General features: G+C 73.7%; 11 protein-coding genes and 1 pseudogene. 6 read left to right on the top strand and 6 right to left on the bottom strand.

Annotation, left to right across the window (positions count from 1 at the left end; all coding sequences use genetic code 11):
* Window positions 1-44: 44 nt before the first annotated feature.
* Entirely contained in the window at window positions 45-1775 is a 1731-nt protein-coding gene (locus tag AB0D32_RS11865) for an MFS transporter (protein WP_357088140.1), read from the top strand.
* Window positions 1772-2422, top strand: a complete 651-nt coding sequence (locus tag AB0D32_RS11860; protein WP_357088138.1) for a futalosine hydrolase — start codon at window positions 1772-1774, stop codon at window positions 2420-2422. The genes AB0D32_RS11865 and AB0D32_RS11860 overlap by 4 nt, the downstream gene beginning before the upstream one ends.
* 31 nt (window positions 2423-2453) lie before the next feature.
* On the opposite strand, the gene AB0D32_RS11855 is transcribed toward AB0D32_RS11860, so the two are convergent.
* Window positions 2454-3317 (bottom strand): GNAT family N-acetyltransferase, encoded by an 864-nt coding sequence (locus AB0D32_RS11855; protein WP_357088136.1) that lies wholly within the window; start codon window positions 3315-3317, stop codon window positions 2454-2456.
* A gap of 745 nt (window positions 3318-4062) precedes the next feature.
* Here AB0D32_RS11855 and AB0D32_RS11850 point away from each other — a divergent pair.
* Entirely contained in the window at window positions 4063-4938 is an 876-nt protein-coding gene (locus AB0D32_RS11850) for a 1,4-dihydroxy-6-naphthoate synthase (protein WP_357088134.1), read from the top strand.
* Here AB0D32_RS11850 and AB0D32_RS11845 read toward each other — a convergent pair.
* Together AB0D32_RS11845 and AB0D32_RS11840 are read right to left on the bottom strand one after the other, a co-directional pair.
* Entirely contained in the window at window positions 4899-5285 is a 387-nt protein-coding gene (locus tag AB0D32_RS11845) for a cold shock domain-containing protein (RefSeq protein WP_357088132.1), read from the bottom strand. The two genes, AB0D32_RS11850 and AB0D32_RS11845, sit on opposite strands and share 40 nt — an antisense overlap.
* A gap of 34 nt (window positions 5286-5319) precedes the next feature.
* Window positions 5320-5943 (bottom strand): haloacid dehalogenase-like hydrolase, encoded by a 624-nt coding sequence (locus AB0D32_RS11840; protein WP_357088130.1) that lies wholly within the window; start codon window positions 5941-5943, stop codon window positions 5320-5322.
* Window positions 5944-6026: 83 nt separating this feature from the next.
* Between AB0D32_RS11840 and AB0D32_RS11835 the strand changes: the two genes are divergently transcribed.
* Window positions 6027-8507, top strand: coding sequence for a helicase-associated domain-containing protein (locus tag AB0D32_RS11835; protein ID WP_357088128.1), 2481 nt, complete (start codon window positions 6027-6029; stop codon window positions 8505-8507).
* 10 nt (window positions 8508-8517) lie between these two features.
* Here AB0D32_RS11835 and AB0D32_RS11830 read toward each other — a convergent pair whose 3' ends face one another.
* A complete protein-coding gene (locus AB0D32_RS11830; protein WP_357088125.1) occupies window positions 8518-8766 on the bottom strand; it encodes a hypothetical protein in 249 nt (82 codons plus the stop codon).
* A 124-nt stretch (window positions 8767-8890) separates the two neighbouring features.
* Window positions 8891-9778 (bottom strand): L,D-transpeptidase family protein, encoded by an 888-nt coding sequence (locus AB0D32_RS11825; protein WP_357088122.1) that lies wholly within the window; start codon window positions 9776-9778, stop codon window positions 8891-8893.
* Window positions 9779-9954: 176 nt separating this feature from the next.
* On the opposite strand from AB0D32_RS11825, the gene AB0D32_RS11820 reads away from it, so the two are divergent.
* On the top strand, window positions 9955-11634 hold the full coding sequence (locus AB0D32_RS11820) for a DNA repair helicase XPB (protein WP_357088119.1): 1680 nt from the start codon (window positions 9955-9957) through the stop codon (window positions 11632-11634).
* 129 nt (window positions 11635-11763) lie between these two features.
* Window positions 11764-12078, top strand: a complete 315-nt coding sequence (locus AB0D32_RS11815) for a hypothetical protein (protein ID WP_357088116.1) — start codon at window positions 11764-11766, stop codon at window positions 12076-12078.
* Between the two features lie 5 nt (window positions 12079-12083).
* On the opposite strand, the pseudogene AB0D32_RS11810 reads toward AB0D32_RS11815, so the two are convergent.
* Window positions 12084-12257 (bottom strand): annotated as a pseudogene (locus AB0D32_RS11810) (IS5/IS1182 family transposase); the annotation flags it as partial.

The raw sequence follows: 12257 nt of genomic DNA, 5'->3' as shown, positions 1-12257 counted from the left end.
CAGTGGTGCGGCGCGGACGGACCGGATGGGTGAGGATGGTGGGCATGCCGTCGTTCTCCCGCTCCGGGCGGTCCGCGCTCGGGCGGACCGTCGGCACCGGCATCAAGGCCGTCCGCCTGCTGTTGCGCGGTTCGGTCAGCGGTGGACGCTGGATGACCCGCCGGGCGGGCCGGGCCCGCACCCGGGGTGCCGGGGGCGAGGTCGGCATGGTCCGCCTCTTCGACCTGCACGCGGTCTCCTGCGCCGGGGACACGCTGATCGCCATCGGGCTCGCCGGCACGATCTTCTTCAACGTCCCGCTCGGCGAGGCGCGCAGCAAGGTCGCCCTCTACCTGCTGGTGACCATGGTGCCGTTCGCCATGCTCGCCCCGGTGGTGGGCCCGCTGCTCGACCACTTCCGTCACGGCCGCCGGTACGCGCTCGCCGCCACCATGCTCGGCCGCGCCTTCCTGGCCTGGCTGATCTCCGACTACATCCACGGCTTCGGCCTCTATCCGGCGGCCTTCGGCGTGCTGGCGCTCTCCCGCGCGTACGGGGTGGCCCGGTCCGCGGCCGTCCCGCGACTGCTGCCGGAGGGGCTCGGCCTCTCCCAGGTGGGCGCCCGGGCCAGCGTGTACGGCACGGTGGCCGGCGCCCTGGTCGCCCCGATCGGTCTGGCCGCCTTCTGGTTCGGGCCGCAGTGGCCGCTCCGGGTCGCCTCGGTCATCTTCCTGGTCGGCATGGTGATCGCCCTGCGGCTGCCGCCGAAGGCCGACTCCGAGCCGCCGGAGCGGGTGCCCCGGCCGCTGCGGGCGCTCGGCAGGCGCAACGGTGACCGCCCGCTGGGCCGGGGGCGGCCCGCCGGCCGGCTCGTGATGGCCACCCTGATCAACTCCGCGACGCTACGCGGCGTCTACGGTTTCCTGCTGCTCTTCCTCGCCTTCGCGATCAAGGCCGGCGACCTGACCACCGTCGTCTTCGGCCGGGACCTGGGCGACGAGGGGGCGCTGGGCCTCGTCGGTGCGGCACTGGCCGTGGGCACCTTCCTCGCCACCGCGATCGGCACCCGGCTGCGCATCCACCGACCCGTCGCGCTCCAGTCCAGCGGCATGATCATCGTGGGCGGGGTGGGGGTCCTCACCACGGTGATGTTCTCGCTGCCGATGGTCGCCCTGCTCTGCCTGGTGGCCGCGCTGATCAGCGGCATCGCCAAGCTCGCGGTGGACGCCTCGATCCAGGAACGCATACCGGAGCGGCTACGGGCCAGCTCGTTCGCCCACTCCGAGACGGTGCTGATGCTCGCGTTCGTCGCCGGGGGCGGGCTGGGGCTCGTACCCTTCGACGGCCGGATCGGGATCGCCGTCGTCGCCGGGGTCGGCACGTTGGCCGCCGTCCGGGGCGTGGTGGTGGCGAGCCGCCTGCGCGCCGAACGCCTGGTCGGTCGCCCGCTCGCCGACGACGAACTGGCCGACAAGACCGACGAACCCGACACGGACACCCGTCCCGGCGCGGACACCCGGGTCGGCCAGGACACCACGGCCGGCCAGGATGCCAGAGCCGGCACGGACCTCAGGGCCGGTCAGGGCACCAGAGCCGGCACGGGCACCGACGCCGGCGCGGACACCGAGGCCGAGGCGGCGCCGGTGTCGCCCGCCCCGGCGCAGGTCGGCTCGCCGCTGGACGACCCGGCCCTGGCCCCGCCGGGATACCACATCTACCGGCCGTCGTCGGCCGTCGGCGGGCCGGGCGGGGCGGACGACGAGACCCGCAGGGAACCGCAGGGGCCACTGCCGTGAGGGGCCTGCTGGTGGTCACGGCGGTGCCCGCCGAGGCCGAGGCCGTCCGCGCGGGCCTCACGGACCCGTCGACGACGGTGCTGCCGGTGGGGGTGGGGCCGGCCGTGGCCGCCGCCACCACAGCCCGGCTGCTGGTGCTCGCCGAGGCAGCCGGGCGTCCGTACCGTGCTGTGGTCAGCGCGGGCGTGGCGGGCGGCTTCGCCGGCCGGGTGGAGGTCGGCGCGACGGTGCTGGGCTCCGGCTCCGTCGCCGCCGACCTGGGCGCCGAGTCACCGGCGGGCTTCCTTCCCGTGGACGAGCTGGGCATGCCCCCGGAGTGGCTCGGTGGCGGCGTCACGCTCGCCGCCGACCCGGAGCTGCTGGCCGCCCTGCGGGCCGGGCTGCCGACGGCAACGGTGGGCGCGGTGCTGACCGTCAGCACCGTGACCGGCACCGCAGCCAGCACGGACGCCCTGCGCCGGCGTCACCCCGACGCGGTCGCCGAGGCCATGGAGGGGTACGGCGTGGCCGTCGCCGCCGCGCAGGCCGGCGTCCCCTTCGTCGAACTGCGTACCGTCTCCAACCCGATCGGCCCCCGCGACCGCGACGCCTGGCGTATGCGCGAGGCACTCGCCGCCCTCACCACCGCCGCAGCGGCCCTGCCCTGACCTGGCCTGACGGTCAGTCCGCAGCCGCTGGTCAACGGTCGAGCCGCAGGGCCCACGGCCGGCTCGCCTCCAGCCGGTATCCGCAGCCGAGCAGCAGGTCGACGCCGCCGAACTCGGCGATCGCGTGGGCGGTCCGGATACCCGCCCGGTCCATCTCGTCCGCGAGCAGTCCGACCAGCCGGCGCCCGATGCCGAGCCGGCGGCAGTCCCCGGCGACGAGGACACCGTCGATGACGATCTCCCGCTCCTCACTCGGGTCGTCGCCGTACACCAGGTGTGGGCTGCGCTCGTGGGCCCGCAGCTCGCCGACCAGCTCGCCACCTGGCAGTTCGGCCACGAACCGCCACGACGTCGCCGGCAGGCCACGGTCAGTCACCCGTCGCAGCCGGACCGTCCGCCGGATCTCCTCGGCCCGTCGACGCCGATCCCGGTAGGCACGACTCCGCTCGTATGTGGCCGGTGGTAGCGGTAGCGGCCAGAGCGCCGGGGGCAGGTTGTACCAGTTCGCCCACCAGGCACCCGGCCAGTCCTTCGGCTCATTCACCTCCCAGACGTCGAGGTGAGCCGGATAGCGACGTCCCGCTCCGTCCCGCAACTGGTCGTGCGGCACTGCCGGCAGCGACCGGCCGGCGTTTCCGGCCGCTCCGGCGGTGTCGGCGGTGTCGGCGCTCGCGGTGGTGTCGCGCACGCTGATTGCCACCTCCCCACCGGCAGCCCGGACGAGCCGCTCCACCGTCCGGAACCGTGGGTCGGCAGCCCGGCCCGACTCGATCCGGGCCAGAGTCGCCTGAGGCACCCCGGACCGCTCGGCCAGTTGCCGCTGACTCAGGTCCGCTCGGCGTCGCAGAGCCCGCAGGGTCGCGCCAAGGTCAACGGAATCCGTCAGCTCTGCCACGGAAAACATGCTCCCCGGCGCAACGCTGTGTCCTCAACAACCACCCGCCGCCTGTGGACAAACCTGTGGACAAACATCGGCCATCGACCGGCCGGCCGGACCGTCGCGCCAGTTCGTCAACCGGCTGAAACGGCCTGGCCACGGGCTCGAACCGGACTCTGCTACGACGCTGTAGAGCTGAATCGTCTACGACATCAAACACTGCAACCCGCCAGCTGCCGCGAACAGATGATCATGCTCTGGTCGCAGAAAGGACCGCAGCCGAACGACAAGGGTGCTGCGGAGCCGCGGACGAGCAGCGGTTGTCAGGCGGCAGCGGCAGGCCTTAACGACGGACGACGGCGCACGACGGACTGCGGCGCACGGAGGACGACGGGGCGGCGGACGACGGGGGCGGCGGACAACGGGGGCGGCGGACGACGGGGGCGGCGGACGACGGGGGCGGCGGACGACGGCGGCAGCGGATGGCGGGGGTCAGTGGCGGCGGGCATCGTGCAGGGCTGAATCGTTTACGACATCAGCTCGAAAGGCGCCGCCGGGCAAGGTTAACCGGCAGAGCGGGACACACGCTCCTGTCCGCCAGGCGCGCGTTCGTCCGTGCGGGGGTGGATGGAACCCCTCGGCCGCCACCGCCGCGGACAGGCCGCACCCGGCCGGGTGGCCGCTGACTCGACGGAACGGATCCAGGTCACATCGAGGCTGCCACGATCGGGTGACCCGCACAGCGCGGGGCTACGGTGGGGGCGTGGCGCTCTCGCTGGCGATCTCGCCCTGCCCCAACGACACGTTCGTCTTCCACGGCCTGGTGCACGGCCGCGTGCCCGGCGCCCCGCCGGTCGACGTCACGTACGCCGACGTGGACGTCACCAACACGGCCGCCGAACGCGGGGCGTTCGACCTGGTCAAGGTGAGTTACGCGGCGCTGCCGTGGCTGCTGGACGACTACCACCTGCTGCCCTGTGGGGGTGCGCTCGGCCGTGGCTGCGGCCCGCTGGTGCTGACCCGCAGCGGCCACCCCGACCGTCCCGGCCACGCCGACCGTCCCGACCCTGCCGGCCGCGCCGACCTGAGCGGCGCCACCGTGGCGGTGCCGGGTGACCGGACCACGGCGTACCTGCTCTTCCGGCTGTGGGCGGCCGAGCGGCCTCCGGCGCGGATCGAGGTCGTACCGTTCCACGAGATCATGCCGGGCGTCGCCGCCGGCCGGTACGACGCCGGACTCGTCATCCACGAGGCCCGGTTCACCTACCGACGGCACGGCCTGACCGCCCTCGTCGACCTCGGCGAGTGGTGGGAGGCCGACACCGGCCTTCCCATTCCCCTCGGCGCCATCCTGGCCCGGCGCGGCGCGGTCGACCCGCAGGCCGCAGCCGGATGGATCCGCGAGTCGGTCCGCCAGGCCTGGGCCGATCCGGCCGCCAGCAGGGAGTACGTGCTCGCGCACGCGCAGGAGATGGAGCCCGACGTGGTGGACCGGCACATCGGGCTCTACGTCAACGAGTTCACCGCCGACCTGGGGGACGCGGGGTTCGCCGCCGTGGAGGCGCTGCTCGGCCGGGCCGCCGACGCCGGGCTCGTGCCTCAGACCTCCAGCTCGTTGGCGACCGCGTGGACCAGCTGAGCGATCTTCTGCGCCGTCCTGCGGTCCGGGAAACGACCCCGGCGCAGGTCCGGCTGGACCTTCGCCTCCAGCACCTTGATCATGTCCTCGACGAGGCCGTGCAGTTCCTCCGCCGGCCGGCGACGCAGCTCCGCCATCGACGGCGGCACGTCGAGCAGCTTGACCCCCATCGCCTGCGCGCCCCGGCGGCTGTCCACCACGCTGAAGTCGACCCGCTGGCCGCCCTTGAGTTCGGAGACACCCGTCGGTAGCGCGGTCTTGGGAAGGAACACGTCGCCACCCTCGTCACTGGTGACGAATCCGTATCCCTTGGCCGCGTCAAACCACTTCACTCGACCCGTCGGCACCTGAGAACCCCTGCTTCGCTTGAGCTTGGAACGTCTACCGCTCCAAGGCTAGCCGGATCATGCCGTCCAGCGCCGCCGGGAATCCGGTGAGATCATCCAGCACCACCTCCGCCCCCGCCGCGCGCAGCTCGTCGACGGTGCACGGGCCGGTGGCGACCGCGATGCCGGGAACGCCCGCCGCGCCAGCGGCCACCATGTCCGCCACGTGGTCGCCCACGTAGTGGGTCGCGCCGTGCTGCCGCAGGGCCGTCGCCTTCTCCTCCGCGAACAGGTCGCCGGCCACCTCGTCGACCACCAGGCCGAGGTGGCCGAGGTGCAGCCGGGCCAGGCGGCCCAGCTTGGCGGTGACCACCAGCACCCGCCCGCCGCGTTCGCGTACGGCGTCGATCGCGGCGGCGGCGCCGGGGAGCGGGACGGTGGGCGTGATCGCGTACGCCGGATACAGCTCGCGGTACGTCCGGACGGCCGCGTCGACCTGCTCCGGCGGGAACCAGCGGGCGATCTCGGTGCGCAGCGGCGGGCCGAGCCGGGACACGGCGGCCACCGCGTCCACGTGCACCCCCGTACTCGCGGTCAACGCCCGGAAGGTGTCGGCGATGCCGGGACGCGAATCGACCAGGGTCATGTCGAGGTCGAAGCCGACCGTCAGCGCTGCCATGCGGAGAACGTACCGCCCATCCCCGGGTCAGCCGGACGTCCGAGGGGCGGGAGGACCCCCGTCCGGGCTAGCGTGGAACGACAATGACCACCTCACTCGCCGACCACCTGCGGTCGCTGCCCGACGAGTCGCTCGCCGCCCTCCTCCAGCTGCGACCGGACCTCGTCGTGCCCGTGCCGGCCGACGTCTCCGCGCTCGCCACCCGGGCCCAGTCCCGGGTCTCGGTGGCCCGCGCGCTCGACGCGCTGGACCAGTTCACCCTGCTGGTGCTGGACGCCGCCCGGCTGACCCGGGACGCGGCCGACGGGACCACCTCCACCGAGGCGGTGCTCGCCATGGCCACCGCCGGCCCGCACCGGCCCGCCCCCGCCACCGTCCGTGCCGCCGTCAACCGGCTGCGCGCGCTCTTCCTGCTGTACGGCCCCGAGAGCGGCCTGCACGTGGTGGCGAGCGTCGACGAGGTCTCGCCGTACCCGGCGGGGCTGGGACGACCGGCGGCGGACCTGGACCCGCGGGCGGCGGCCCTCTGCGCGGACCCGGCGAAACTGCGGCGGACGCTGCTGGCCGCACCGCCCTCGGCCCGGGCGATCCTGGATCGGCTGGCCGCCGGACCGCCGGTCGGCAGCGTGCCTGCCGGCGCGTTGCAGGCGCCCCCGGTCGGCGCGGAGGACGACCTGCCCCCGGACCCGACCAACGGCGGCGCGCCCACCGGTTCGCCGGTGCGCTGGCTCGTCGACCACCACCTGCTGGTGCCGGTCTCGGGCGGCAAGGCCGGCGCCACGGGCACCGTCGAGCTGCCCCGGGAGGTCGGCCTGCTGCTGCGCCGGGACAGCGGCCCGCTCGGCCCGCTGCGCAGCAGCCCACCGCCGGTGGTCACCCCGCCGCGCGAGCCGAAGGTCGCCGACTCGGCCGGGACCGGTCAGACCATGGAGGTGGTACGCCACACCGAGGCCCTGCTGGAGCAGCTCGCCGCCGAACCGGCGCCGGTGCTCCGCTCGGGCGGCCTGGGCGTCCGCGACCTGCGCCGGCTGGCCCGGGCCGTCGGGGTGGACGAGCCGACGGCGGCCCTGCTGCTGGAGGCGGCGTACGCGGGCGGGCTCGTCGGCGAGGTCGACCTGCCCGGGGCCACCACCACCCGGTACGGCGCCGACCAGCAGGTCCTGCCCACCGCCGGGTACGAGGTGTGGCGGGCCGGCACGCTCGCGCAGCGCTGGGAACAGCTCGCCCGCGCCTGGCTGACCATGACCCGGCAGGCCGGGCTGGTGGGGCAGCGCGACGACCGGGACCGGCCGATCACGGTGCTCTCCGCCGAGGCGGAACGGGCCGGCGCGCCGGCCGCCCGGCGGGCCGTGCTCGAGGTGCTCGCCGGCCTGGAGCCGGCCACCGGGCCCGCCCCCGAGGAGGTGCTGGCCCTGCTCGACTGGCGGGCGCCGCGGCGCAGCCGGGGGCGGGAGGCCGCGCACCGCGAGGTGCTGGCCGAGGCTGCCACGCTGGGCGTGACGGGGCTGGGGGCGCTCACCTCGTACGGGCGGCTGCTGCTCGCCGACGTGACCGCGGCCGACGAGCGGGGCGGGGACGACCCGCTCGGGCTGCGGACGGACGCCGAGAGCGGGGACCCGTCCAGTGCCGTACGCGCGCTGGACGCCCTGCTGCCCGCCCCGGTCGACCACTTCCTCGTGCAGGCGGACCTGACCGTCGTGGTGCCCGGCCCGCCCGACCCGGCGCTCGCCGCCGAGTTGGAGGCGGTGGCGGAGCACGAGTCGGCGGGTGGCGCCAGCGTGCACCGGGTCACCCCGGCCAGCGTGCGCCGGGCCCTGGACGCCGGCTACTCGGCCGACGACCTGCACGCCCTGTTCCGGCAGCGGTCCCGCACCCCCGTTCCGCAGGGGCTGAGCTACCTGGTGGACGACGTGGCCCGCAAGCACGGCGGGCTGCGGGTCGGCTCCGCCGGGGGGTATGTGCGCAGCGACGACGAGGCGCTGCTGACCGAGGTGCTCGCCGACCGGCGGCTGGAGTCGTTGGCGCTGCGCCGGCTGGCGCCGACGGTGCTGTCGACGCCGTACCACGTGGGCCGGATGCTGACGGCGCTGCGTGACGCCGGCTACGCGCCGGTGCCGGAGGACGCGAGCGGGGCGGCGGTGCTCGCTCGCCCGAAGACCCGGCGCGCACCTGCCCGGGTGCCGGTGACGACCCGGACGCTCGACCCGCTGACCACCCCGAAGCTGGCCATGCCGCGCCTGCTGGGCGTGGTGGAGCACATCCGGCGCGGCGACGCGGCGGCCCGGGCCGCCCGGCGGGCACCGGCCGTGGTCCGGGGCGGGGTCGGGCGTACCGGCCCGGCGCCGGTGCACTCCCACAGCGACGCCCTCGCCGTGCTCCAGCAGGCGGTGCGGGACAGGGCGCTGGTCTGGGTCGGTTACGTCGACGCGCACGGGGCGACCGCGTCCCGGCTCGTCCGGCCGGTGTCGATCGGGGCCGGCTACCTGCGCGCCGAGGACGAGCGGACGGAGATGCTGCACACCTTCGCCCTGCACCGGGTCACGGCGGCGGTGCGGGAGGACTGAACGGGTCGGGTCAGCGCCGGCTGCGGCGTACCGTCCCGACGACGGACACGATCAGCAGCAGCGCGAACCCGGCGCCGGCCGACTCGCCGACCGAGTCGACGAAACCCTGCTCGAGCACCAGCCAGCCGAAGAGGAACCAGCCGACGAGCACGATCGCGGCCACCGCGTACGCGACCACGGTGGCGGTGGAGACCTCCTCCGTGGGGGATCGGTCGTGCTCGGGGGCGTGCTCCGGGACCAGTTCACGGTCGACCGTCATCTCCAGCCCTCCCCGTCCGGTTCGACGCCTGCGTCCAGCGTGTCACCCCGTTGCCGAAGGTGACAGGGGATAAACCCCTGATCGGACGAGATGTGCGACGCCTTCGGCCCGGCGGAGGGGCTGCTCAGGTGCCGGGGCGCCGCCCGATCAGCACCACCTTGCTGCCGACCTTGCCCAGTTCCCAGTAGCGGACGGCGTCGCCGCGCAGCAGGTTGACGCAACCGTGCGAGCCGATCGACTTGTCATGCAGGTAGGTGGTCGTCTGGTGGAAGCCCATGCCCTGGGTGAAGTGCTGCCAGTACGGCAGCCACACCTCGTACGGGTCGGACCACTCCTTGATGTTGCGGTAGTTGATCTTGAAGGTGCCGGCCGGGGTGCGGTAGCCGGGCATGCCCGTACGGGTCACGGTCGGTTTCACGAGCACCTTGCCGCTGCGCATGACCCAGGTGGTCTGCCGGGTCAGGTCGATGCAGAAGGTGGTGCCCGAGCCGGCCCGGCAGCTCGCGGTGTCGGTGGCGGCGAGCCGCTTCGCCACGTCGTGGGTGGTGGGCCCGGCGCGGCCGTGGGCGGGGCGGATGTCGTACCGCTTCTGGAACTTCTTGATGGCGGCGCAGTCGGCGGCGGACTGCCGGCCGTCGACGGTCACCGGGCCGAACCCGCCCAGCCGGGCCAGGTGGGTCTCCACCTCGCGCTGGTGCTCGCCCTGCGGGCAGCCGGCGGCGGACGGCGACCCGGTGGGCTTCGCCGCGGGACGCGTCGGCTTCGGCGTGCTCGGCTTCGGCGTGCTCCGGGTCGGCGTGGCCTTCGGCTTCGGCGGGGTCGTGCCGGGCTTCGCCCGCTGGTCAGGCCCGGGCGTACCGCTCGCCCCCGTTGCCCCCTCCACAGCCCCGGCCGCGACGGGTCCCCCGCCCCCGCCACCGTCGGCCTGCGGATCGAACGCGCACGCACCGGCGCCGACCAGCGTGACCACGGCCAGGGCGACGAACCGGGTGGTGATCCGGACGTGCTTCATGACGCCTCCCTGACAGTTGTCCTCTTTGCTAGACGTTGCGAGGACCGCTCCGGTTGCTCCTGGTGGCCAGATTTTTCTGTGCTCACCCGGTTACGTGCAACACTGGTGGGTCGGCCTGGGGCGGGTCAGTCGCCTTCCGGACAGCCGACGACCCGAGGTGGAGGAGAGGCGCTGGCGTGAGCGGCGGACCCCTGATCGTGCAGTCGGACAAGACCCTGCTGCTGGAGATCGACCACCCCGACGCGCAGGCGTGCCGGATGGCCATCGCGCCCTTCGCCGAGCTGGAGCGTTCCCCCGAGCACGTGCACACGTACCGGCTGACCCCGCTGGGGCTGTGGAACGCGCGCGCCGCCGGCCACGACGCCGAGGGCGTGGTGGACTCGCTGATCAAGTATTCGCGCTACCCGGTGCCGCACGCGCTGCTGGTCGACGTCGCCGAGACGATGGACCGGTACGGCCGCCTCCAACTCGCCAACGACCCGGCGCACGGGCTGGTGCTGCGGGCGCTGGACCGGGTGGTGCTGATCGAGGTCGCCAAGAGCAAGAAGCTCGCCGGGATGCTCGGCGCGAAGCTCGACGACGACACGATCGCGGTGCACCCGTCCGAGCGGGGCCGGCTCAAGCAGGCGCTGCTCAAGCTCGGCTGGCCGGCGGAGGACCTGGCCGGTTACGTCGACGGCGAGGCGCACCCGATCGAGCTGGCCGAGGCCGGCAAGGACGGCGGGAAGCCGTGGACGCTGCGGTCGTACCAGCGGGAGGCCGTGGAGGCGTTCTGGGCCGGCGGGTCGGGCGTCGTGGTGCTGCCATGCGGCGCCGGCAAGACGCTGGTCGGGGCGGCGGCGATGGCCGAGGCGAAGGCGACCACCCTGATCCTCGTCACGAACACGGTCGCCGGCCGGCAGTGGAAGCGCGAGCTGATCGCCCGCACGTCCCTGACGGAGGAGGAGATCGGGGAGTACTCGGGCGAGCGCAAGGAGATCCGGCCGGTCACCATCGCCACGTACCAGGTGCTCACCTCGCGGCGCGGCGGCGCCTTCACCCACCTGGACCTGTTCGGGGCCCGCGACTGGGGTCTGGTCGTCTACGACGAGGTGCACCTGCTGCCCGCGCCGATCTTCCGGTTCACCGCGGACCTCCAGGCCCGCCGCCGGCTGGGCCTCACGGCGACTCTGGTACGCGAGGACGGCCGCGAGGGCGACGTGTTCAGCCTGATCGGCCCGAAGCGGTACGACGCGCCCTGGAAGGACATCGAGTCACAGGGCTGGATCGCCCCCGCCCAGTGCACCGAGGTGCGGGTGACCCTCACCGACGCGGAGCGCCTGTCGTACGCCACGGCGGAAGCCGAGGAACGCTACCGGATGGCAGCGACCGCCCGCACCAAGCTGCCCGTCATCAAGGCCCTGGTCAACCGGCACCCCGACGAGCAGGTGCTCGTCATCGGCGGCTACATCGACCAACTCCACCAACTCGGCGAATACCTCGACGCCCCGATCGTGCAGGGCTCCACCACCAACAAGGAACGCGAACGGCTCTTCGACGCGTTCCGCTCCGGCGAGGTGCGCACCCTCGTCATCTCGAAGGTCGGCAACTTCTCCATCGACCTGCCCGAGGCGGCCGTGGCGATCCAGGTCTCCGGCACGTTCGGGTCACGGCAGGAGGAGGCACAGCGGCTCGGCCGGGTGCTGCGGCCCAAGGCCGACGGCCGACAGGCCCACTTCTACACCGTCGTCTCCCGCGACACCATCGACACCGAGTACGCGGCGCACCGGCAACGCTTCCTCGCCGAACAGGGCTACGCGTACACGATCGTCGACGCCGACGACGTCCTGGGGCCGAAGCTGCCGACGATCGACTGACTGCACACCCGTCAGGCGACCCTGAGCTTCCGCCGGACGTGCCGACGTGGGCTTGAGGTGAGAGGGGAGCTGTCGCCGATGAGGTACACCGCCAGATGCGTACGCTCGGGTGCTTGGTGGGCGATCAGCGTGCCGGAGATCAAGGGTGTTTTCTCTCAGGCTCGCCGTCTCGACCAGGTCGAAGGCATGGCACGTGAAGCCATCGCCCTCATGCTCGACGTCGCCCCGCACAGCTTCGACGTTGACGTGCAGCCCGACCTGCCGCAAGAGGTGACCCGGGCTCGCAGGGCCCGCAGCGAGTTACGCAAGGCCGAAGAGTCCGCCGAAGAGGCGACCGTCACCGCCGCACGCGCACTACTCGCAAAGGGCTACACGGTCCGCGACGCGGGCGCGCTACTTGGCATCTCCCCGCAGCGCGTGTCGCAGCTAAGGCGTGTTTCATAAGCCGGTCAGAGCCATTCGGTGATGATCGCGATGGTCAGGACGGCTTGGAAGCGGACGGCGAGTTTGTCGTATCGGGTGGCGACCCCGCGGTGGCGTTTGAGTCGGTTGATGCCGTTCTCGACGGCGTGGCGTAGCCGGTAAAGCTGCGGGTCGAAGGCGGGTGGGCGGCCGCCCTTGGA

It is taken from the genome of Micromonospora sp. NPDC048170 (assembly GCF_040652795.1).
Taxonomy (GTDB): domain Bacteria; phylum Actinomycetota; class Actinomycetes; order Mycobacteriales; family Micromonosporaceae; genus Micromonospora.
Note: the sequence above shows the minus strand (reverse complement) of the source record. Positions and strands in the feature narration are given on the sequence as shown.